The sequence below is a fragment of the Rhodoferax sp. P1_F3 genome (assembly GCF_056405715.1).
In genome coordinates this window covers 1-22,069 of record NZ_JBFUBO010000015.1, presented here as the reverse complement: position 1 = coordinate 22,069, position 22,069 = coordinate 1, and the positions used below count along the sequence as shown (strand labels likewise).

The following is a 22,069-nucleotide window of genomic DNA, read 5'->3' as shown; positions in this document are numbered from 1 at the left end:
GCCCCAGCTCCCCCCCCCCGCATGTCTGCCTCCCCGCCAAACGCCGACCACGGCATGAACCCCGCCCAGCAAGAGGCCGTCAACTACCTGCATGGGCCCTGCCTGGTGCTGGCCGGGGCCGGTTCGGGCAAGACACGGGTGATCACGCACAAGATTGGGCGCCTCATGCAAATGGGCATGCCAGCCAACCGCATTGCCGCCATCACCTTTACCAACAAGGCCGCCGCCGAAATGCGCGAGCGCGCCAAAACGCTTATTGGCCGAGCCGCCAAGGACGTGCTGGTGTGCACCTTCCACGCTTTGGGCGTGCGCATGCTGCGCGAAGACGGTGCGGTGCTGGGCCTGAAGGCGCAATTCAGCATTCTGGACAGCGACGATGTGACCAGCATCCTCAAAGACGCGGGCGGCACCGTGGATGCTGCCACTGCGCGCCAGTGGCAATGGACCATCAGCGCCTGGAAAAGTGCCGGCCTGACCTCGGCCCAGGCGCTAGCCCAGGCGGCCGACGACAACGAACGCATCATCGCCACCGTGATGGGCCGTTACGAGGAACGGTTGACGGCCTACCAAAGCGTGGACTTTGACGACCTGATCAGCCTGCCCCTGAAGCTGCTGCGCGACTACCCCGAGGTGCGCGAGCGTTGGCAGGCCAAGCTGGGCCACGTGCTGGTGGACGAGTACCAGGACACCAATGCCACGCAGTACGAGGTGCTGAAGCTGCTGGTGGGCGAGAAGGCGCGCTTCACCGCCGTGGGTGACGACGACCAGTCCATCTACGGCTGGCGCGGCGCCACGCTGGACAACCTGAAAAAGCTGCCGGTGGACTTTCCCACGCTCAAGGTCATCAAGCTGGAGCAGAACTACCGCTCCACCAGCGCCATCCTGCGCGCGGCCAACAATGTGATCGGCCCCAACCCCAAGCTGTTCCCCAAGACGCTGTTCAGCGAGCTGGGCGAAGGCGAGCCGGTGCGCGTGGTGGATGCCGACAACGAAGAACACGAGGCCGAGCGCGCCGTGGCCCGCATCCAGAGCCTGCGTGCCGAAGGACTGGCCAACATGCAGGGCAAGCAGTACAAGGAGTTCCGCCACTTTGCGGTGCTGTACCGCGCCAACCACCAGGCCAAACCGTTTGAGAAGGCGCTGCGCAAAGCCGGCATTCCCTACAAGGTGTCGGGTGGGCAAAGCTTTTTTGACCGCGCCGAAATCCGCGACCTGTGCGCCTGGTTCCGCCTGTGGAGCAACAACGACGACGACCCGGCATTTCTGCGCGCGGTGACCACGCCCAAGCGCGGTATTGGCCACACCACGCTGGGCACGCTGGGCGTGTACGCAAGCCAGTACAAGCTGAGCCTGTTTGAAGCGCTGTTTTCTTCGTCGCTGAGCGCCGCGCTCAGTGCCAAGGCGCTGGGCAGCCTGCATGAGTTTGGCCGCTACATCAACGACCTGGAATTCCGCGCCCGCCACACAGAGGGTGCCGAAGCCGCCACCGCCTTCATGGCCGAGTGGCTCAAGGAAATTGGCTACGAAAAACACCTGTACGACGGCGAGGAAAGCGAGAAGGTGGCCGCCGCGAAGTGGACCAATGTGCTGGAGTTTTGCGACTGGATGGCCCAGCGCTGCGGCGGGCAGATTGAGGACGTGGCCGGCGTCACCGCCCGTGAGGTCAAAAGCCTGCTGGAGGTGGCGCAAACCATCGCCCTGCTCTCCACCATCAGCGAGCGCGAGAAGGACCAGGACGTGGTGACACTGTCCACCCTGCACGCCTCCAAGGGGCTGGAGTGGCCGCATGTGATGCTGGTGGGCGTGACCGAGGGCATGCTGCCCTTCAAGCTGGGCGATGGTGCTGATTCGCTGGGCGGCTCCACCCGGGCCGACGAAGCCGCGAATGAAGACATGGCCACCCGCCTGCAGGAAGAGCGACGCTTGATGTACGTGGGCATCACCCGCGCCCAACGCAGCCTGGCCGTGAGCTGGACACGCCGCCGCAAAAAAGGCCGCGAGATGGTGGCCGCCCTGCCCAGCCGCTTCATTGCCGAGATGGGCCTGGACCAGACCACCGTGAAAGAAGACCCGCGCGAAAAACTGCGTGCCCTGCGCGCCGAATTTGCCGCTAAAGCCCAAGCCAACGCGGCGGCCGCCGCCACACCCCGATGACCTTGCAACTCCGATTCGCTACTCTTTTCATAGCTGCTTGCGCAGTATCTACGGGGGCTAGAGCCCAAAATGGCACAGAATCCTCCGCACTGACCACGCCCCCGGCGGTGGCTGTGGACAGCACGGCGGCCACCGCCGTCCAGCCCGGGGTGAGCTGCAAGAACCCACGTGCCACACCGCTGTCGCGCTTTTGGGAGCTGGAACCCACCAGCGACTGCGGCACCTTTGGCCTGCGCGGTTATAGGCCCATCAGCCTGTCGGTCATCGGCTCAGACAGCGTGAACACCCAGCCCACGTCGCCCAGCGCGGGCCACACCGGTACCTACCAGCCCTACACCACCAGCGAGACACGCATCCAGCTCTCGGTGCGTACCAAGGTGGCCCAGGGCCTGCTGACCGGCGGCGACCCGAACCGGCTCGACTCGCTATGGTTCTCGTACAGCCAGCAGTCATACTGGCAGCTGTTCAACAACGACCTGTCGCGCCCGTTTCGTGCCACCGACCATGAGCCCGAGCTGACCTACATCTTCCCGGTGGAATCCGCCCTGCCCTCGGGTTGGCGCCTGCGCTACGGTGGCGTCAGCCTCAACCACCAGAGCAACGGGCAAAGCCTGCCGCTCTCGCGCAGCTGGAACCGCGTCATTGCCCGGGCCGGGCTGGAGCTGGACAACACCGTGGCCGTCAATGCCAGCCTGTGGCAGCGCCTGCCCGAAGACTCAGCCAGCGACGACAACCCCGACATTGCAGACCTGATCGGTCGTGCCGAAATCTCTGCGGCCTGGAACATCAATCCACGCAACACACTGGCGCTCACCGTGCGGCACTCGCTGCAAGCTGATGCCAATGGCTCCATCCGCCTGGGCTGGTTCCACAAAATTGGCAGCGCCAGCGACACCGACCAGCGTGGCAGCCTGCGCTTCCACACCGAAGTGTTCAGCGGCTATGGGGATTCGTTGATGGACTACAACCGCCGCCGCACCGTGCTCAGTGTGGGGCTCACGCTGCTGGACTGGTAGCTGCGGCTAGCGGTGGCCGTTGATGCCGGTGCTGAACGAGGAGTCGGCGAAACCCTGCCCGCCGCCGGTATCCGCCGGGCCAAACTCCGCATCGTGCAGGTCGGCCAGCACCATCATGGCATCGGCCGCTTCCTGGTTGAACCCAATGCGGGCATGGCCCATACCGTCACCACCATTCATGATCAACTTGTTGATGTAGACACTGCATTCTTTGTAACCCCACAGGGTGCGGATGGTGTTGGCAATGCGGCGGTGGTGCAGCTCCACAACTTCAAGCGCCAATATCTTGCGCTGAGCGGAAGTCACTTCTTCCAGCCCCATCGGCATGGTGGGGGTATCCAACTCAGGGAAGGCTTGCGCAGCGGAAGGCTCCGCGCGAACGTGGGCAACTGGTGGGGTGGGCGCCAAGGGCGCGGGAGCAGAAATAGGCGGCAGACCGCTGAAACGCGAATCCTGCTCGGCAAGCGCACTGTCCCACAGGCTCCAGGCAGTGTCCGGGTCTTCTTCACGGACTTCCAGTCCACGCGAATCCGGGGCCTCCTGCTTGGGGTCCGGCGTGCCTTCTTTGCCCCGAAACCTACTGAACATGGGACTCCTTCTTGTTTTCGCCTGCATGTTACTCCAGCATGCAGGCCTTTGCCACTTTGTGGTTTGCCTCCCTACAGGCGCCCCTTGAACTGCGCGCAAGCGTACAGTGGGGTACCCCGTGGAACAAGGGGCCAGTTGGACTATGGAGCGACCGGCGTGGGCGTGCGGTAGCGCACAGCACAAAGAAAAAGCGGCTTCCCTTTACAGAGAAGCCGCTTTCGCATTTTGGTGGCCTGGGGCGGAATCGAACCACCGACACAAGGATTTTCAATCCTCTGCTCTACCGACTGAGCTACCGGGCCTGAGCCTTGAATTATAGCATTAACTTAAACGCCATTTCGCTTCCCGCGCGTCAAGTCCACGCCAAGTTGTTTGAGCTTTCGATAGAGATGGGTGCGCTCCAGCCCGGTCTTCTCGGCCACGCGGGTCATGGAGCCATTTTCCTTGGCCAGGTGGTATTCGAAATAGGCTTTCTCGAATTCATCTCGGGCTTCGCGCAGGGGCTTGTCGAGCTCAAAGTTTTGCTGCGCCTGAGGGCCCGTATCTACCTTTTCGGTCACCATGACAGAGGTGGCCTCTTGCGCAACCGCGGCGGCTACCGACGCCATGGGCAAAGGCGCTGTCTTGCGTAAATTGCCGCGCGACAAGCCCTGCTCCACAGCCTTGAGCAGCTTTTGCAGCGTGACGGGCTTTTCGAGGAACGCCAACGCTCCAATCTTGGTGGCCTCTACAGCGGTGTCGATGGTGGCGTGGCCACTCATCATGATCACGGGCATGGTCAATGCGCCGGTGGTAGACCACTCTTTGAGTAGCGTCACACCATCGGTATCGGGCATCCATATATCCAGCAGCACCAGGTCCGGACGCTCACGCAGCCGCGCAGCACGCGCCTGAGCAGCGTTCTCCGCCAGTTCGACGGTGTGGCCTTCGTCATTGAGAATTTCCCAAAGCAATTCACGAATGCCGTGCTCGTCGTCTACTACCAGTATGTTTGCCATGTTGTCTGCGGAGTCCCTTTGATGCCCGTGTCCGCACTCAAACGGGTGCGCTGTGGTCTATCGCCAATGATAACGACACTTGCGCGCCCACGATTACGCCGTCCACGGTGCGGTTGCCAATGTCAATGCGGGATCCATGCTCGTCCGCAATTTTTTTCACCACCGCCAAGCCCAGGCCCGTACCGCGCGCTTTGGTCGTGACATAGGGTTCAAAGGCCCGCTTGAGAATGCTCTCGGGGAACCCGCTGCCCTGGTCCTGCACAATCAGACGCACCCGGCCCGAAGCTTCTTGCCACTGCGTCTTCACCACCACGTTGCGAGGTACGCCCGGCGAGGCCACCACGGCAGCCTCCGAGGCGTCTTGTGCGTTTTGCAACAAATTGTGAATCACCTGGCGCAGCTGCTCTGCATCGCCCCGAACCGGCGGGCAACGTCCATCCAGGTCGGTCGTGATGGGCACCTTGGCGGCATCCACGTCATAGAGCTGCAGCACGTCTTTGACCAGCACATTCAGGTCCAGCGGCTTGAGCTCGGCAGCAGGTAAGCGCGCATAGTCGCGGAATTCGTTCACCAGTCGCTTCATGGCATCCACCTGGTCCACGATAGTTTTGACCGATTTGGTGAGAATGGCCTGCTCACCAGCCTCCAGTTTGCCGCTGAGCTTCATCTCCAGCCGCTCGGCCGAGAGCTGAATGGGGGTCAGCGGATTTTTGATTTCATGTGCCAGCCTACGGGCTACCTCACCCCAGGCCTGGGCGCGTTGGGCCGATACGATTTCGGAAATGTCGTCGAACACCAGTAGGCGCAAATCGCCAGGCAACTCCGCACCGCGGGCCACAAGCGTTACGGCCCGATCAAACGGGCTTTGTTGAGGCGACTGGCTACCGGCCAGCTCAAAGGACTGCTGCCAATGGTCAAGACCATGTTCCACCTGGCGCGCCAGGAAGCCCGCAAACTGCTGTTGCACCGCACTGCCAAAAGGCTCCAACCCAGGCACTTCTGCCAAGAGGCGCCCCTGGTACGCAGCCAGCGGTTGTTGCAGGATGCGTGTGGCCCCGGGGTTGGAGGAGCGGATTGCGCCATCGGGCTCCAACACCACCACGCCCGAGGTCAGGTTATCCAGAATCGTTTGCAGGTTGGCGCGCGCTGCGTCCACCTGCGACATGCTGCTCTCCACCGCCTGGCGCGCGTCGGCCAACTGCTGGGTCATGGACGCAAACGCGCGCGTAAGTCCGCCCAGCTCATCCTTGCCCTGCATGGTCAACTTGGGCGTCAGGTCACCTGCCGCCACCTGACTCACGCCCTCGGTAAGCAGCAGCAAAGGGCGCGCAATCTGGTTGCCCAGCACCACCGCCAATAGCACCGCACCAAACACCGCCAGAAACAGGCTCAAGGTCAGCGTCCCGATGTACATGCGCTTGAGCCCCGTTCGGGCCAGCGCACGCTCCTGGTACTCGCGGTTGGCACTATCCACCGCCAGTGCGTTGGCCACCAGATTAGGCGGCAAGGCACGCGACACCAGCATGTACCGGGTCTCGGCGTTCAGGCCCAGTGTGGGGCTGGAAATAGGCACCAGCGCCTTGATGCGAGCGTTGCTCAGGGCCCCGGGCACCGCGTCCTCCAGCCCTTCGATCCATGCCAGCGAGCGCTCTTGTCGTGCCGTACGAAACTGGCTGGTGGTGGGCTTGTCCGGACTCAACTGAAATTTGGATTGACCCACACTGGCAATCAGGTTGCCCGAGCCCCCCCAAACCGTGATGTCGGAGGCCCCCAGTTGATCCAATAAGCGCTCGATGACCAGACCCGCAGTGCCATCACTGCTTTCCGACAGCTGCGCTGCCGCAGCGCGCGACTTGGTGGCCAGGTCATTCGACAGCGTATCGAGCGTGACACGGCCCAGACTCAGTCCGGCCTCCAGCGCGCCTTCGACCTTGACGTCAAACCAGGTCTCGATAGAACGCGAGACGAATTGGTACGACACCACGTAAATCAACAGCCCGGGCATGACCCCCACCAAGGCGAAGATGGTGGCCAGCTTGACCAGCAAGCGGCTGCCAAAGCGTCCCTGGCGCACACGCACCATCAGCCGGTACCCCACCCACGCAATGCCAGCAGCAAGCAAAACCGCCACCACCACATTGATGGCGAACAGGCGAGCGTAGTTGCGCTCGTACAGTTCACGGTTGTTCGTGGCCTGCGTCAGCAAGTAGAGCAGCAGCATGCCAATGACGACCATCAGGGCGGCGCCCAATGTCACTGTTCGGCGCACCGCGCGCGAAGTGTGACCGGGAGCCATCGGGCCCCGGGGCCCTTCCAAGTCGGTCATTTGGCTGCCTCGGGCGCCAGAATCACGAATCGGGCCAGCGCAACATCCCACTCAGATTGGCCTAGCGCCCCGATTTGAAAAGGGCGCGGCAGTTGGCCCAAATCCAGACGAAAACGGAACTCCAGGCGGTAACGCTGACTGGGGTCCAGGTCGGACGTGTTGGCTACTTTCCAGCGTGAGATGCGCTTGATGGCCGACAGCGCTTGCTGCAGAGTGTCGTAACTCTGGTTCAAGGCCAAGCCCAGCCCAGTGGCTGGCCCTGGACCGGTGCTGACGTTGAGCCGCCAGCGGCGCGTCAGTGGCTGGAACGCTAGGCGGAACTGGCGCGTGGCGCCACCCATCGATTTATCAGACCAATACCAGCGCTCCTTGAGCACTTCGGCCTCCGCCACAAACACCATGGGGATGCCTTTGAGCAGCGCCTCTTCCACCGTACTGGACAACTCAAACTGCAACTGGGCAGAGACGGTGACTTCGTCAGGTCCACGCTCCACTTCAAACTGCGACAGGTCCGCCGCGCCCTGAGCCGCGGCCACGCGAAGGAGGCCGGCCAAGCCGACAAATACCAACCAGCGTACCGCTTTGTTAAACAGCACGCTTTTCAAAGAGCGCATAGAAAAAGCCGTCGTGGTCACCCAATGGATTGTCGGGGACAACGCCAGCGGTCACTTCACTTTGCGGCAGCAAATGGCCGGGAGACGGAAGCAACTGGGCATCAGTGTTGTTTGCAAGAAACGCTTGCACCTGGCCCTGGCCTTCGGCAATGAACAGTGAGCAGGTGCAATACAACAAGCGCCCGCCGGACCGCACCAGAGGCCACAGCGCCTGCAAGATACGCTTTTGAATGACTGCGAGCTGGTCTATATCAGAAGCACGTCGCAACCAGCGAATATCCGGATGGCGCCGCACAATGCCAGAGGCGGTGCAAGGGGCGTCCAGCAGAATCAGGTCAAAAGGCTTGCCATCCCACCAAGTGTCTGGCTGGCTGGCATCAGCGGTCACCACCTGCGGCGTCAAACCCAAGCGCTGGGCGTTGCTTTGGATACGCTGAGCACGTCGCGCATCCACTTCCAGTGCAATCACCTCGGCGTCGGCCAACTCGAGCAAATGCCCGGTTTTACCGCCCGGCGCAGCGCAAGCATCCAGGATGCGCCAGCGCCCCGGGGCCGCGTATCCATCGAGCAACAAGGGGGCCGCCACCTGTGCAGCAGCGTCCTGCACCGACACCACGCCTTGCGCAAAACCCGGTACGGTCTGCACAGGCACGGCCTGGCCCAGCTCCACAATATGGGCGCTGCGGTGGATGCCACGCAACTGGGCCTGCTCTAACAATGGCAAATAGTCGTTAATACGGGTCCGCCGTCGATTGAGCCGCAGCGTCATGGGCGCATGCCGATTGGCAGCCGACAACAAAGCCATCCACTGCGCTGGGCGCTCCGCCTTCAGACGTGCAATCCACCACGCCGGGTGGTTCCACACAGCCACCGGGTCTTTCTGGGTAGCAGCGACCAACGTATCCTTCTCACGCAAAAACCGGCGTAAACAAGCGTTCATGAAGTTGGCCTGTGCCTTGGTTTCCTGCTGGCGCTTGGCGGCCTCGACGGCCTGGTTCACCAGCGTGAAGGCATCGTAGGGCGCATGTGCGTCGTCCCATGCCAACGCCAGAGCAACGCAAAGCAAAGCATCGGCAGCTGGCGGCGGCTTCTTGCTCGCCAACAAGGCACACAGGGCCTGGGCACGGCCCAGATTGCGCCATACCTGAAAAGCCAATGCCTGTACGCCAGAGCGCAAATCAGCCTCCACGGCATCAATGGCGGCGGTGCCAGAAGCACCACCGCGCACGGTTAGCACCACGCGGGCTGTGGCTTGCAATTGGCGCCACAGCGCCGGAGTTTTGTGGGGTTCTGACATGCTGACTTAAAGTTGTCCTGCGGGGAGAAACCCCATGACGCCAGCGACAACGCTGGCAGGGAATTGGCGAATGGCCTCGTTGTAGCGCCCAAGAATTTGGTTCAATCCGCCACGTGCACTTTGAACTTTGAGCACACCAGCGTCCCAATCCGCACGCAATTCTGGTGGGACACTGGGGCCGGCCAAATCGGCGGGTACGTCACTGGCCGCCAGCCACTGGGCGTGCACGGCGTCCCACGCAGCCGCAAGCGGCATCAACGACTCGAAAACCAAAGGATTGGGGCGCGGCAGCTTCCATGCTGCGTCGAGTGCCTGAATGGCCGTCGCCAACGCCTCCCACTCCGCAGGCGGCTTGTTGTCCGCCGTGGCTCCATCGGACAAGGAGGCATCAACCACCGCAGCGCAAGCGCGCATATGCTTCTCCAATACTTGGAGTACCTCCATACCGCGCGCACGCAATCGCATCAGGCGGTTGTAAAGGCCCACACTCCAGAAAACCGATGCAGCCAATAGCAGCCATAACAACAATGAAGCATTCATGCCCGTCCTCTCCCGACCAGATAAGCCATCTTAAGGAGCGTACAGCCGCCCCATAAAAAAACGCCCCAAGCTGCTTTCGCAGACTTGGGGCGCCTCAGCCACTAGGGCGCTGCGCAATTACTCGGCAGCAGCACCTTCGTTGGACTGGTACTCACCAGCATCCACACCACCTGCCAATTCGGCAGCTTCGGCTTCTGCAATGGCGCGACGCTCGGCATCGTCCATCGTTTCGCGCACCTTGCGGGCTTCGTGATAGGCCAGACCGGTACCGGCTGGAATCAGACGACCGACGATCACGTTTTCCTTCAGTCCACGCAGTTCGTCGCGCTTGCCCATGATGGCAGCTTCGGTCAGCACGCGGGTGGTTTCCTGGAAGGAAGCCGCGCTGATGAAGCTGTCGGTGGACAGCGATGCTTTGGTAATACCCAGCAACAGGTTGGTGAAGACCGCTGGGATCTTGCCAGCCGCACGCAACGCATCGTTGGTGTTGAGCATTTCGGAGCGCTCGACCTGTTCACCATTGATGTAGCCCGAGTCCCCTGTGGCTTCCACCACCACACGGCGCAACATCTGACGAACAATCACTTCAATGTGCTTGTCGTTGATCTTCACGCCTTGCAAGCGGTAGACGTCCTGCACTTCGTCCACGATGTAACGGGCCAGTTCTTCCGAACCCAACAAGCGCAAGATGTCCTGTGGATCGGCGGGGCCATCCACAACGCTTTCGCCCTTGTTGACCACTTGGCCTTCGTGCACCAAGATATTCTTTTCCTTCGGGACGAGTTCTTCCCAGACTTTGCCTTCGGGATCGGTGATCTGCAAGCGGACCTTGCCCTTGGTTTCCTTACCAAAGGACACAGTACCGGTCACTTCGGCCAGAACGCCCTTGTCCTTGGGCGAGCGGGCTTCGAACAACTCGGCCACACGCGGCAGACCGCCGGTAATGTCGCGGGTCTTCTGACCTTCGATAGGGATACGGGCCAGCACTTCGCCAGGACCCACGTCCTGTCCGTCACGTACCTGCACCAAAGCGCCCACGGGGAAGCCAATGGTCACCGAGTGATCGGTACCAGGAATCTTCACTTCGTGGCCGGAGGCATCGATCAGCTTGACCTGAGGACGTACGACCTTGGCAGCACCACGGCGCTTGGGATCGATCACCACCAACGTGGACAGACCGGTCACTTCATCGACCTGTTTGGCCACCGTCAGGCCTTCTTCGACGTTCTCGAAGTGGGCCTTACCAGCGAACTCGGTAATGATGGGGCGAGTCAACGGATCCCAGTTGGCCAGAATCGCGCCAGCCTTCACAGCCTGGTCAGCCTTGACCGTCAGGATGGCACCGTACGGTACCTTGTGGCGCTCGCGCTCACGACCATGCTCGTCATGAATGATGATTTCGCCGGAACGGGCGATCACCACCAACTCAGACTTGCTGTTGGTCACATAGCGCATGGTGGCGTTGAAGCCGATCGCACCGTTGGACTTGGCTTCCACGCTGGAAGCGATCGCAGCGCGAGAAGCAGCACCACCGATGTGGAAGGTACGCATGGTCAGCTGGGTACCGGGTTCACCGATGGACTGGGCAGCGATCACACCGACGGCTTCACCGCCATTGATCAGACCACCGCGGCCCAAATCGCGTCCGTAGCACTTGGCGCAAATACCGAAACGGGTTTCGCAGGTCAGTGCCGTGCGTACCTTAACTTCGTCCACGCCTGCGGCTTCCAGCTCTTCGATCAGGTCTTCGTCCAGCATGGCGCCAGCGGGCGCCAGAACCGCACGGTTCTCTGGATGCAACACATCGTCTGCTGCAGTACGGCCCAAGATACGGTCGCGCAACGATTCGATGGTTTCACCACCTTCGACGATGGCGCGCATCAGGTAACCGTTGTGGGTTCCGCAATCCTGTTCGGTCACAACCAAGTCCTGTGTCACGTCGACCAAACGACGCGTCAGGTAACCCGAGTTCGCTGTCTTCAACGCCGTATCGGCCAGACCCTTACGGGCACCGTGGGTGGAGATGAAGTACTCCAACACGTTCAGACCTTCGCGGAAGTTGGCGGTAATGGGTGTCTCGATGATGGAGCCATCAGGCTTGGCCATCAGACCCCGCATACCCGCCACCTGGCGAATCTGCGCAGCAGAACCGCGGGCGCCGGAGTCGGCCATCATGTAGATGGAGTTGAAGGATTCCTGCTGCACCTGGTTGCCATGGCGGTCGGTGACCATTTCCTTGGACAGCTTGGCCATCATGACCTTGGACACTTCGTCACCCGACTTGCCCCAGATATCCACCACCTTGTTGTAGCGCTCGCCAGAAGTCACCAGACCGGACACATATTGCTGTTCGATCTCTTTGACTTCCTTCTGGGCACGGGCAATGATCTCGTGCTTCTCTTGCGGCACCAGCATGTCGTCGATACAGATGGAGATACCGGCCTTGGTCGCCAGACGGAAGCCGCTTTGCAGCAGCTTGTCAGCAAATACCACGGTCTCTTTCAATCCGCACTTGCGGAACGACACGTTGATCAGCTTGGAGATTTCCTTCTTCTTCAACGCCTTGTTGATGTTGGAGAAAGGCAGTCCCTTGGGCAGAATTTCAGACAAGAGTGCACGACCGGCAGTGGTTTCCCACAGCTTGGTAGAAGGCACAAACTCACCAGTTTCCTTGTTCTTGGTCCACTCGGTGATGCGCACATTGACGCGCGCATTCAGGTCGACCGCGCCACCGTCAAAGGCGCGCTGCACTTCACCTGTGTCGGAGAAGATCAAACCCTCGCCCTTGCCGTTGATACGGTCACGGGTGGTGTAGTACAGGCCCAGCACCACGTCCTGAGAAGGAACAATGGACGGTTCACCGTTGGCGGGGAACAACACGTTGTTGGAGGCCAGCATCAAAGTGCGGGCTTCCATTTGCGCTTCCACCGACAAGGGTACGTGAACAGCCATCTGGTCACCGTCGAAGTCGGCGTTGAAGGCCGCGCAAACGAGTGGGTGCAACTGAATAGCTTTGCCTTCAATCAGGATGGGCTCAAAGGCCTGGATACCCAAACGGTGCAGCGTAGGCGCACGGTTCAGCATCACGGGGTGCTCTTTGATGACCTCTTCCAAGATATCCCACACGACGGGCGTGCCGGATTCGACTTCCTTCTTGGCCGCCTTGATGGTGGTCGCAATGCCCATGGCTTCCAAGCGCGCGAAGATGAAGGGCTTGAACAATTCCAAAGCCATCAGTTTCGGCAGACCGCATTGGTGCAGCTTGAGCGTTGGGCCCACGGTAATCACGGAACGACCCGAGTAATCCACGCGCTTGCCCAGCAAGTTCTGGCGGAAACGGCCCGATTTACCCTTGATCATGTCGGCCAAAGATTTCAGAGCACGCTTGTTAGCGCCTGTCATGGCCTTGCCGCGGCGGCCGTTGTCCAGCAAGCTGTCCACGGCTTCTTGCAACATCCGCTTCTCATTGCGTGCAATGATTTCCGGCGCCTTCAGTTCCAGCAAACGGCGCAGACGGCTGTTGCGGTTGATCACGCGGCGGTACAGGTCATTCAGGTCGGAGGTCGCAAAGCGGCCACCGTCCAGTGGCACCAGCGGACGCAGGTCCGGTGGCAGCACTGGCAGCACGTCCAGCACCATCCACTCGGGCTTGATGCCGGATTTCTTGAACGCTTCCAGAACCTTCAAACGCTTGGCGTTTTTCTTGATCTTGAGTTCTGAGCCGGTCAGGTCGTTGCGCAGCTTCTCGATCGAACCTTCGATATCGATGCTTTGCAGCAGGTCTTTGATACCTTCGGCGCCCATCTTGGCCTGGAACTCGTCGCCGTATTCCTTGAACTTGGCGTCAAAGTCGTCTTCCGACATGATGCTGAACTTCTTCAGCGGGGTCATGCCTGGGTCGGTGACCACATATGCTTCAAAGTACAGCACACGTTCGATATCGCGCAGCGTCATGTCCAGCACCAGGCCCAGACGGCTTGGCAGAGACTTCAGGAACCAGATGTGGGCGCACGGTGCCGCCAGGTCGATGTGACCCATGCGTTCGCGGCGAACTTTGGTCTGTGTGACTTCAACGCCGCACTTCTCGCAGATCACACCACGGTGCTTCAGACGCTTGTACTTGCCGCACAGGCATTCGTAGTCCTTGATAGGGCCAAAGATCTTGGCGCAAAACAGGCCGTCACGCTCAGGCTTGAACGTGCGGTAGTTAATGGTTTCAGGCTTCTTGACTTCACCGAAAGACCACGAACGGATCTTTTCAGGCGAAGCCATGCCGATCTTGATGGCATCGAAATGCTCATCGGGGGTGAACTGCTTGAACAGGTCGAGTAAAGATTTCATAGCAATAATTCTTTCTTAATCAGTTGGGGACAGAGCTGAAGATCTGTCCCCCAAGACCTCAGGAGCGTTCGAGTTCGATGTCGATGCCCAAGGAGCGAATTTCCTTGACCAACACATTGAACGATTCCGGCATACCGGCTTCGATGGAGTGCTCGCCCTTGACAATGTTTTCGTACACCTTGGTACGACCTTGCACGTCATCGGACTTGACCGTCAGCATTTCCTGCAGCACGTAGGACGCGCCGTAGGCTTCCAGTGCCCACACTTCCATTTCACCGAAGCGCTGACCACCGAACTGGGCTTTACCGCCCAGAGGTTGCTGGGTCACCAAGCTGTAAGGACCCGTGGAACGGGCGTGCATCTTGTCATCCACCAAGTGGTGCAGCTTCAGGTAGTGCATGTAGCCCACGGTGGTAGTGCGCTCGAAAGCATCTCCGGTACGGCCGTCATACAGCTGGGCCTGGGTACGCGCGGCGGTCAGGCCCTTGGCCTTGGCTACGTCATCTGGATAGGCCAGTTGCAGCATGTCGCCGATTTCCTTCTCGGTCGCGCCGTCAAACACAGGGGAGGCAAAGGGCACACCGCTGGTGAGCTCTTTCGCCATTTCCTGCACTTCTGCGTCCGACAGTTGGGCCAAGTCTTCCTTACGGCCTGTGCTGTTGTAAACCTGCTCCAGGAAACCACGGATTTCAGTAGCAGCAGCTTCACGTTGCAACATATCGCCAATGCGGTGGCCCAGGCCCTTACCTGCCCAGCCCAAGTGCACTTCCAGCACCTGGCCGATGTTCATCCGCGAAGGCACGCCCAACGGGTTCAGCACGATGTCCACGGGAGTACCGTCTGCCATGTAAGGCATGTCTTCCACGGGCGTGATCTTGGAGACCACACCCTTGTTACCGTGGCGGCCGGCCATCTTGTCACCGGGTTGCAGGCGGCGTTTGACGGCAATGTAAACCTTGACCATCTTCAGCACGCCAGCGGGCAACTCGTCGCCCTGTGTGAGCTTCTTGCGCTTTTCTTCAAACGCCAGATCGAAGCTGTGGCGGGTCTGCTCCAGCGAGTTCTTGATGCTTTCCAGCTGGCTTGCGACTTCTTCGTCGGCAGGACGAATGTCGAACCAGTGGAACTTCTCGACAGATGCCAGGTAGGCCTTGTCCAGTTTGGTGCCCTTGGCCAGCTTTTGAGGGCCGCCATTGGCCACCTTACCAGTCAACAGCTTCTCGATACGGTCGAACGCATCGGCTTCGACGATACGCAGCTGGTCATTCAAGTCCAGGCGGAAACGCTTCAGTTCATCGTCAATGATCTGCTGGGCACGGCGGTCGCGGGTGATGCCTTCACGCGTGAAGACCTGCACGTCGATCACCGTGCCGGAACTGCCTTGGTCCACACGCAACGATGTGTCCTTTACGTCGCTGGCCTTCTCACCGAAGATGGCGCGCAGCAGTTTTTCTTCGGGCGTCAGTGTGGTCTCACCCTTGGGCGTGACCTTGCCAACCAAGGTATCGCCAGGCAGAACTTCAGCACCCACATAGATGATGCCGGACTCGTCCAGACGGTTCAGTTGCTGTTCGCTCAGGTTGGGAATATCGCGGGTAATTTCTTCCGCACCCAGCTTGGTGTCACGCGCCATCACCACGAGTTCTTCGATGTGGATCGAGGTGTAGCGGTCTTCTGCCACCACACGCTCGCTGATCAAAATCGAATCTTCGAAGTTGTAGCCGTTCCAAGGCATGAAAGCCACTAGCATGTTCTGACCGATAGCGATTTCGCCCAGATCGGTCGAAGCGCCGTCAGCAATCACGTCACCCTTGGCCAGCTTGTCGCCCTTCTTGACGATGGGACGCTGGTGGATATTGGTGTTTTGGTTGGAACGCTGGTACTTGATCAGGTTGTAGATGTCCACACCCACTTCACCGGCTTGCGCCTCGGCGTCGTTGACGCGGATCACGACACGGGTCGCATCCACATAGTCGACGATACCGCCACGGGTGGTGGTGACCACCGTACCAGAGTCCACCGCAGCGACGCGCTCGATGCCGGTGCCCACCATGGGTTTTTCCGGACGCAGCACTGGCACGGCTTGACGGGACATGTTGGCGCCCATCAAGGCACGGTTCGCATCATCGTGCTCCAAGAACGGAACAAGGGATGCCGCCACCGACACGATCTGCGCGGGGGACACGTCCATGTACTGCACGCGCTCGGCGCCGACCAGAATGGATTCGCCTTTTTCACGGGCAGACACCAAATCACCCGTCAGTGTTCCGTCCTTGTCCAGGGCCGCGTTGGCCTGGGCAATCACGTATTTACCTTCTTCGATGGCGGACAGGTAGTCAATGTCCATCGTGACCTTGCTATCCACCACGCGACGGTACGGTGTTTCGATGAAACCGTACTCGTTCAGGCGGGCATACAAAGCCAGCGAGTTGATCAGACCAATGTTTGGACCTTCGGGCGTTTCGATGGGACACACGCGACCGTAGTGGGTCACGTGCACGTCACGCACTTCGAAGCCGGCACGTTCACGCGTCAAACCACCCGGGCCAAGGGCCGATACACGGCGCTTGTGGGTGATTTCAGCCAACGGGTTAGTCTGGTCCATGAACTGAGACAGCTGCGAGGCACCGAAGAACTCTTTCAACGCGGCCGAGATGGGCTTGCTGTTGATCAGGTCATGCGGCATCAGAGGCTCTTGCTCGGCTTGGCCCAGACGTTCCTTCACAGCTTTTTCGATACGTGCCAGACCGGTGCGGTACTGGTTCTCGGCCAGTTCGCCCACGCAACGCACGCGGCGGTTGCCCAAGTGGTCGATGTCATCTACATCGCCACGGCCGTTGCGCAGATCCACCAGGATCTTGACCACAGCCAGGATGTCTTCGTTGGTCAGCACCATGGGGCCGGTCGATTCCGAACGGCCCATTTTGGCATTGAACTTCATGCGGCCTACACGCGACAGATCGTAGGTGTCTGGGTTATAGAACAGGCGCTGGAACAGCGCTTGCACGGCATCTTCTGTCGGCGGCTCGCCGGGGCGCATCATGCGGTAGATAGCGACACGGGCAGCAAATTCATCCACGGTTTCATCCGTGCGCAAAGTTTGCGAGATATAGGCGCCCTGGTCCAGTTCATTGGTGTAGATACAAGCCAGATCCTGGATGCCAGCAGTGCGCAGCTTCTTCAGCAGCGCTTCGGTCAGCTCTTCGTTGGCCTTAGCCACGATTTCACCGGTGTCGCCATCGACCACATTGCGGGCCACGACGCGTCCGATCAAGAAGTCTTCGGGCACGCTGATGTGCGAAGTAGCCGATTGCTCCAGCTCGCGGGTGTGGCGCGCGGTCACACGCTTGTCTTTGGCCACAACCACTTTACCGGACTTGTCGGTGATGTCGAAACGGGCGACTTCGCCACGCAGACGCTCAGCCACAAACTCCATCTGGGCACCGCTGTCCATCAAACGGAAGTTGTCGTTGACAAAGAAGTTGGCGAGGATGGATTCGTTGTTCAGGCCGATGGCCTTGAGCAGGATCGTGACCGGCATCTTGCGGCGACGATCCACGCGGAAGTACAGCAGGTCCTTGGGGTCGAACTCAAAATCGAGCCAAGAGCCGCGATAGGGGATGATGCGCGCGGAAAACAGCAGCTTGCCCGAGCTGTGGGTCTTGCCCTTGTCGTGCTCAAAGAACACGCCAGGCGAACGGTGCAACTGGGACACGATTACGCGTTCCGTACCGTTGATGATGAAGGAGCCTTTGCCAGTCATCAAGGGCACTTCGCCCATGTAGACCTCTTGCTCCTTGACTTCCTTGACCACTTTGTTTTGACCGGTCGACGATTCACGGTCGTAAATGATCAGCTGCACCTTGGCGCGCACTGCCGAAGCAAAGGTCAAACCACGGGTCTGGCATTCACGCACATCAAACGCTGGCTTGGCGAGGTTGTACTCGAGGTACTTCATCTCCACAAAACCGTTGTGAGAGACGATGGGGAAGGCGGCTTCGAACGCAGCCTGCAGGCCTTCAACCGTGCGTTTTTTGGGGGCTACATCGGCTTGCAAAAACGCGGTGTACGCGTCTTTTTGCATTTGCAGCAAGTAGGGAATCTCTAGCACGCTATCGCGGTTACCGAAGTTTTTGCGAATTCGCTTGCGTTCTGTGTATGTGTAAGCCATTAGATCTCCGGGCAAAGGCTGAGGAATCCTGGGGGTCCTAGGCGACTGTCGCGTTGAGCACCACTCTCAACAGGCTTGGCGATTGGCCACTACCAATCACTGGCGGACGGTTGCGCATTGCACACAACCCGTACCAAGGCGTCTTCTGCAGTCGGATCAGAAGACACTCAAAAACGGTCCTGAGACCACTTTTGAGTGTGCACTAATTTCAATGCTCACAAGCAGCAAAGGCTGGAGGCCCTTTCGGAACCTCCAGCCCTGGCAAAGCGGTCGATTACTTGAGTTCGACCTTGGCGCCAGCTTCTTCCAGCTTCTTCTTGGCAGCTTCAGCATCAGCCTTGGAAGCACCTTCCTTGACAGCCTTGGGAGCGCCGTCCACCAGATCCTTGGCTTCTTTCAGGCCCAGACCTGTGATTTCACGCACTGCCTTGATGACGGACACCTTGTTGGCGCCGGCTTCAGTCAAGACCACATTGAATTCAGTCTTTTCTTCAGCAGCAGCAGCGGCACCGCCACCAGCAGCAGCGGGAGCAGCCATAGCGGCAGCGCTCACACCAAATTTCTCTTCGATGGCTTTCACCAGGTCGTTGAGTTCCATGACCGTCATGCTATCCAGCGCGGTCAAAAATGCGTCTTTATCGAATGCCATTTTGATTTCCTAACAATATTGGTTACTACAGACAGTGCGCACTTAAGCGGCAACTGCCTCTGCGGGAGCAGCTTCTGCCGCTGCACCTGCGCCACGCTGCTCCGCCAGTGCGGCCAGCACACGGGCTGTACGCGAAATGGGGGATTGCATCAAGCCCAACAATTGAGCCAACAACACTTCCTTGGAAGGGATGCTTGCCAATTGCTTCACGCCGTTCACGTCCAGAGCCTTACCGCCGTACGCACCAGCACGGATCACCAACTTGTCGTTGGTTTTCGCGAACTCGGCCACCACCTTAGCGGCAGCCACTGCGTCTTCGGAAAAGCCGTAGATCAGAGGACCGGTCATCTGGTCGGACACAATTTCAAAGCTGCTACCGGCGACAGCACGGCGGGCCAAGGTGTTTTTCAACACACTCAGGCTCACACCATTGCTGCGCGCGTTATTGCGCAGTTTGGTCATGTCAGCGACCGTGATGCCACGGTATTCCGCGATCACGAGCGTTTGAGCTTTAGCGGCGAGGCCAGTCACATCACTGATGACTGCTTCTTTCTCACTGCGATTCAGACTCAAGGTCTACTCCTTTAAATGCACCTTGCAACTTGCGTCACGTGGTGCTCCACATTGCAGCGACCAACTGTTAACAGAACTCTCATTCCATCTGCAGCGGGATCGCCATCTGCGTTGGCTTAAAACTATTAAGTGCAGTTACCTACACACCAACGGTCTTGGATGGCTCGCTCTGCTTGTTAGCAGAACGACCCACCACTCTAAGCCTCCGTTTCCGGGGGCTTAAATTTGCGATTACGCCGAGATGGTTTGCAGGTCCACGCGGACGCCCACACCCATGGTCGACGAGACAGCGACTTTGCGCAAATACAAGCCTTTGCTCGACGCAGGCTTGGCTTTGTTCAACGCATCCACCAGAGCCGCCAAGTTACCTTGCAGCTGGGCGGACTCGAACGAACGACGGCCAATGGTGCTATGCACGATACCGGCTTTGTCCACACGGAACTGCACTTGACCAGCCTTGGCATTCTTCACCGCAGTAGCGACATCAGGGGTCACGGTGCCAACCTTGGGGTTAGGCATCAAACCACGTGGTCCCAGGATCTGACCCAGGGTACCCACGATACGCATGGCATCAGGAGCAGCAATCACAATATCGAAAGGCATGTCACCGGCCTTGACCATAGCGGCCAGGTCGTCCATGCCAACGATATCAGCACCAGCGGCCTTGGCTTCTTCAGCCTTGGCGCCTTGGGCGAACACAGCTACGCGCTTGGTCTTGCCAGTGCCATTAGGCAACACAACGGCGCCACGCACTACTTGGTCAGACTTCTTGGCATCAATGCCGAGTTGCACGGCCACGTCGATGGATTCATCGAACTTGGCGTTGGCGAATTCCTTCACCAGACCCAATGCATCCGTCAGTGCGTACAGCTTGTTGCTGTCGATCTTGCCAACTTGGGCTTTTTGTTTTTTAGTGAGCTTGGACATTTACACGCCCTCCACATTCACGCCCATGGAGCGGGCAGAACCAGCGATGGTACGAACGGCTGCATCCAGATCGGCGGCAGTCATGTCTTTCATCTTGGTCTTGGCGATTTCTTCGAGCTGCGCGCGGGTGATCTTGCCGACCTTGTCCTTCAACGGATTGGAAGAGCCCTTGTCAAGCTTGATGGCCTTCTTGATCAGCACAGTGGCTGGAGGCGTTTTGATCACGAACGTGAAGCTCTTGTCGGCAAATGCCGTGATCACCACGGGCAAAGGCAGACCTGGCTCAACACCTTGGGTCTGCGCATTGAATGCCTTGCAGAATTCCATGATGTTCAGACCACGTTGACCCAATGCAGGGCCAATGGGGGGGGATGGATTGGCTTTACCAGCTGGCACTTGCAGCTTGATGAAACCAACGATTTTCTTCGCCATGATTTCTCCTTACGGGTAATAACGCCTTGGCACTGAACAACTCAGCCCTCAGCTCCCCGGGGTTAACGACTCTCGAAATGCATCTGCGCCGAGTCGGATAGCGCAAACACCAAACCCGCTACCTCTAGCGGGAAATCATCAGGTCTTCTCGATCTGAGAAAACTCCAATTCAACCGGTGTGGAGCGGCCAAAAATAGTGACCGACACACGCACCTTGCTCTTTTCGTAGTTGACGTCCTCCACCGACCCATTGAAGTCGGTGAAAGGACCTTCCTTGACGCGGACATACTCACCTACCACAAACTCGATCTTGTGGCGCGGCTTTTCGGTGCCCTCTTGCATCTGGTTGACGATCTTCATCACTTCGGCCTCGGAGATCGGGGCAGGGCGATTTTTGGCACCGCCAACAAAGCCCGTTACCTTGTTGGTGTGCTTCACCAAATGCCAGCTTTCGTCATCCATGACCATTTCCACCAGCACGTAGCCGGGGAAGAACTTGCGTTCTGTCGTTTTCTTTTGACCGTTTTTGACTTCCACCACCTCTTCCATGGGAACGAGGATGCGGCCAAACTTGCTTTGCATGCCAGCACGGGTAATGCGCTCAATGATATTGCGCTCAACTGCCTTCTCCATGCCGGAGTAAGCATGCACCACATACCAGCGCAGATCTGGATTCACAGGCGCGGATGCAGGCTGCTCTGCTACGGGAATTACCACGTCATCAGTCATTATTTTTTCCACCCCAGAATCAGATCGTAAAAAAGCCACTCAAGGGTTTTGTCCGTGAGCCACAAGAAGAGTGCCATGATGAGCACAAAACCGAATACATAGGCAGTAATCTGGATTGCCTCTTTCCGAGCAGGCCACACCACTTTCTTGACTTCACGCCAGGCATCCCGACCAAACGCGATCAATTGGCGCCCGGTTTCTGATGTGAAGAAAGCGCCAGCCGCCAAACCCAGACCGACGACCAGTGCAACCCACTGAACCAGCTGCCCCTGCTTAGTCAACAGGTAGAAGGCAGCCAGCGCAGCGACCACCAGCAATGCAGCAGCAGCCAGCTTGGCTTTGTCTGCACCGGTGTTGACAGTTTGAACTTGTGTCGTGGCCATAGTCTTTATTCGCGTTTCACTTGTACTAAATTTCAGCATCCTCAAGACACTGAAGCCCGCTACACCGTAGCGGGCTTGGTTGCCACCTATTCCCAGGTGGCAGGGGCAGTAGGAATCGAACCTACAACCTTCGGTTTTGGAGACCGACGCTCTGCCAATTGAGCTATACCCCTAGATTTTCCTTACGCGATGATTTTCGCAACCACACCGGCGCCGACGGTACGACCACCTTCGCGGATGGCGAAGCGCAGGCCTTCTTCCATGGCGATGGGGTTGATCAGCTTCACAGTGATCGACACGTTGTCACCAGGCATCACCATTTCTTTGCCTT

17 protein-coding genes and 2 tRNA genes are annotated in these 22,069 nt (G+C 59.1%); 2 read left to right on the top strand and 17 right to left on the bottom strand.

The window, feature by feature from the left end; translation table 11 throughout:
- The first annotated feature begins 21 nt into the window (after window positions 1–21).
- Together AC1DZ5_RS19465 and AC1DZ5_RS19460 are read left to right on the top strand one after the other, a co-directional pair.
- Entirely contained in the window at window positions 22–2,154 is a 2,133-nt protein-coding gene (locus AC1DZ5_RS19465) for an ATP-dependent helicase (RefSeq protein WP_477892108.1), read from the top strand.
- A complete protein-coding gene (locus AC1DZ5_RS19460) occupies window positions 2,151–3,170 on the top strand; it encodes a phospholipase A (RefSeq protein ID WP_477892106.1) in 1,020 nt (339 codons plus the stop codon). Before AC1DZ5_RS19465 ends, AC1DZ5_RS19460 begins: the two co-directional genes overlap by 4 nt.
- Before the next feature lie 6 nt (window positions 3,171–3,176).
- On the opposite strand, the gene AC1DZ5_RS19455 is transcribed toward AC1DZ5_RS19460, so the two are convergent.
- The 17 genes from AC1DZ5_RS19455 to AC1DZ5_RS19375 all read right to left on the bottom strand — a co-directional run.
- Window positions 3,177–3,758 carry a hypothetical protein gene (locus tag AC1DZ5_RS19455; RefSeq protein ID WP_477892104.1) on the bottom strand — a complete coding sequence of 194 codons (582 nt, stop codon included), beginning with the start codon at window positions 3,756–3,758 and terminating at the stop codon, window positions 3,177–3,179.
- A 226-nt stretch (window positions 3,759–3,984) separates the two neighbouring features.
- Window positions 3,985–4,060 (bottom strand) — tRNA-Phe (locus tag AC1DZ5_RS19450).
- A 24-nt stretch (window positions 4,061–4,084) separates the two neighbouring features.
- Complete coding sequence (locus AC1DZ5_RS19445; protein WP_477892102.1) at window positions 4,085–4,756, bottom strand: response regulator; 672 nt, start codon at window positions 4,754–4,756, stop codon at window positions 4,085–4,087.
- Window positions 4,757–4,793: 37 nt separating this feature from the next.
- Window positions 4,794–7,082, bottom strand: coding sequence for a sensor histidine kinase (locus AC1DZ5_RS19440; protein ID WP_477892100.1), 2,289 nt, complete (start codon window positions 7,080–7,082; stop codon window positions 4,794–4,796).
- Window positions 7,079–7,696, bottom strand: coding sequence for a DUF4390 domain-containing protein (locus AC1DZ5_RS19435; RefSeq protein WP_477892098.1), 618 nt, complete (start codon window positions 7,694–7,696; stop codon window positions 7,079–7,081). The genes AC1DZ5_RS19440 and AC1DZ5_RS19435 overlap by 4 nt, the downstream gene beginning before the upstream one ends.
- Window positions 7,668–8,993, bottom strand: a complete 1,326-nt coding sequence (rsmB, locus tag AC1DZ5_RS19430) for a 16S rRNA (cytosine(967)-C(5))-methyltransferase RsmB (protein WP_477892096.1) — start codon at window positions 8,991–8,993, stop codon at window positions 7,668–7,670. Before rsmB ends, AC1DZ5_RS19435 begins: the two co-directional genes overlap by 29 nt.
- A 6-nt stretch (window positions 8,994–8,999) precedes the next feature.
- Window positions 9,000–9,533: a hypothetical protein gene (locus tag AC1DZ5_RS19425; RefSeq protein ID WP_477892094.1), complete on the bottom strand. Its 534-nt coding sequence runs from the start codon at window positions 9,531–9,533 to the stop codon at window positions 9,000–9,002.
- Window positions 9,534–9,650: 117 nt separating this feature from the next.
- Complete coding sequence (gene rpoC, locus AC1DZ5_RS19420; protein ID WP_477892092.1) at window positions 9,651–13,874, bottom strand: DNA-directed RNA polymerase subunit beta'; 4,224 nt, start codon at window positions 13,872–13,874, stop codon at window positions 9,651–9,653.
- Between the two features lie 58 nt (window positions 13,875–13,932).
- Window positions 13,933–18,045 carry a DNA-directed RNA polymerase subunit beta gene (rpoB, locus tag AC1DZ5_RS19415; protein ID WP_477892090.1) on the bottom strand — a complete coding sequence of 1,371 codons (4,113 nt, stop codon included), beginning with the start codon at window positions 18,043–18,045 and terminating at the stop codon, window positions 13,933–13,935.
- Between the two features lie 274 nt (window positions 18,046–18,319).
- The gene (rplL, locus tag AC1DZ5_RS19410; RefSeq protein ID WP_105261490.1) at window positions 18,320–18,694 is read right to left on the bottom strand and encodes a 50S ribosomal protein L7/L12; all 375 of its coding nucleotides are present in this window, start codon (window positions 18,692–18,694) and stop codon (window positions 18,320–18,322) included.
- Between the two features lie 42 nt (window positions 18,695–18,736).
- Window positions 18,737–19,267, bottom strand: a complete 531-nt coding sequence (gene rplJ / locus AC1DZ5_RS19405; RefSeq protein ID WP_477892087.1) for a 50S ribosomal protein L10 — start codon at window positions 19,265–19,267, stop codon at window positions 18,737–18,739.
- Window positions 19,268–19,498: 231 nt separating this feature from the next.
- Window positions 19,499–20,194, bottom strand: a complete 696-nt coding sequence (gene rplA, locus AC1DZ5_RS19400; RefSeq protein WP_477892085.1) for a 50S ribosomal protein L1 — start codon at window positions 20,192–20,194, stop codon at window positions 19,499–19,501.
- Window positions 20,195–20,626 carry a 50S ribosomal protein L11 gene (rplK, locus tag AC1DZ5_RS19395; protein ID WP_057674553.1) on the bottom strand — a complete coding sequence of 144 codons (432 nt, stop codon included), beginning with the start codon at window positions 20,624–20,626 and terminating at the stop codon, window positions 20,195–20,197.
- Between the two features lie 138 nt (window positions 20,627–20,764).
- On the bottom strand, window positions 20,765–21,355 hold the full coding sequence (gene nusG, locus AC1DZ5_RS19390; protein WP_310346146.1) for a transcription termination/antitermination protein NusG: 591 nt from the start codon (window positions 21,353–21,355) through the stop codon (window positions 20,765–20,767).
- Window positions 21,355–21,738 (bottom strand): preprotein translocase subunit SecE, encoded by a 384-nt coding sequence (secE, locus tag AC1DZ5_RS19385; RefSeq protein ID WP_477892082.1) that lies wholly within the window; start codon window positions 21,736–21,738, stop codon window positions 21,355–21,357. The genes nusG and secE overlap by 1 nt, the downstream gene beginning before the upstream one ends.
- Window positions 21,739–21,835: 97 nt before the next feature.
- Window positions 21,836–21,911 (bottom strand) — tRNA-Trp (locus AC1DZ5_RS19380).
- Between the two features lie 9 nt (window positions 21,912–21,920).
- Window positions 21,921–22,069 (bottom strand): EF-Tu C-terminal domain-related protein (locus AC1DZ5_RS19375; RefSeq protein ID WP_477890440.1); only part of this gene is annotated, 149 nt, incomplete at its 5' end.

Excerpts from the sequence above, each read along its gene's own strand:
- AC1DZ5_RS19465 (WP_477892108.1), top strand. The coding sequence starts at position 22 with ATGTCTGCCTCCCCGCCAAACGCCGACCACGGCATGAACCCCGCCCAG.
- AC1DZ5_RS19460 (WP_477892106.1), top strand. The coding sequence starts at position 2,151 with ATGACCTTGCAACTCCGATTCGCTACTCTTTTCATAGCTGCTTGCGCA.
- AC1DZ5_RS19455 (WP_477892104.1), bottom strand. The coding sequence starts at position 3,758 with ATGTTCAGTAGGTTTCGGGGCAAAGAAGGCACGCCGGACCCCAAGCAG.
- AC1DZ5_RS19445 (WP_477892102.1), bottom strand. The coding sequence starts at position 4,756 with ATGGCAAACATACTGGTAGTAGACGACGAGCACGGCATTCGTGAATTG.
- AC1DZ5_RS19440 (WP_477892100.1), bottom strand. The coding sequence starts at position 7,082 with ATGACCGACTTGGAAGGGCCCCGGGGCCCGATGGCTCCCGGTCACACT.
- AC1DZ5_RS19435 (WP_477892098.1), bottom strand. The coding sequence starts at position 7,696 with ATGCGCTCTTTGAAAAGCGTGCTGTTTAACAAAGCGGTACGCTGGTTG.
- rsmB (WP_477892096.1), bottom strand. The coding sequence starts at position 8,993 with ATGTCAGAACCCCACAAAACTCCGGCGCTGTGGCGCCAATTGCAAGCC.
- AC1DZ5_RS19425 (WP_477892094.1), bottom strand. The coding sequence starts at position 9,533 with ATGAATGCTTCATTGTTGTTATGGCTGCTATTGGCTGCATCGGTTTTC.
- rpoC (WP_477892092.1), bottom strand. The coding sequence starts at position 13,874 with ATGAAATCTTTACTCGACCTGTTCAAGCAGTTCACCCCCGATGAGCAT.
- rpoB (WP_477892090.1), bottom strand. The coding sequence starts at position 18,045 with ATGGCTTACACATACACAGAACGCAAGCGAATTCGCAAAAACTTCGGT.
- rplL (WP_105261490.1), bottom strand. The coding sequence starts at position 18,694 with ATGGCATTCGATAAAGACGCATTTTTGACCGCGCTGGATAGCATGACG.
- rplA (WP_477892085.1), bottom strand. The coding sequence starts at position 20,194 with ATGTCCAAGCTCACTAAAAAACAAAAAGCCCAAGTTGGCAAGATCGAC.
- rplK (WP_057674553.1), bottom strand. The coding sequence starts at position 20,626 with ATGGCGAAGAAAATCGTTGGTTTCATCAAGCTGCAAGTGCCAGCTGGT.
- nusG (WP_310346146.1), bottom strand. The coding sequence starts at position 21,355 with ATGACTGATGACGTGGTAATTCCCGTAGCAGAGCAGCCTGCATCCGCG.
- secE (WP_477892082.1), bottom strand. The coding sequence starts at position 21,738 with ATGGCCACGACACAAGTTCAAACTGTCAACACCGGTGCAGACAAAGCC.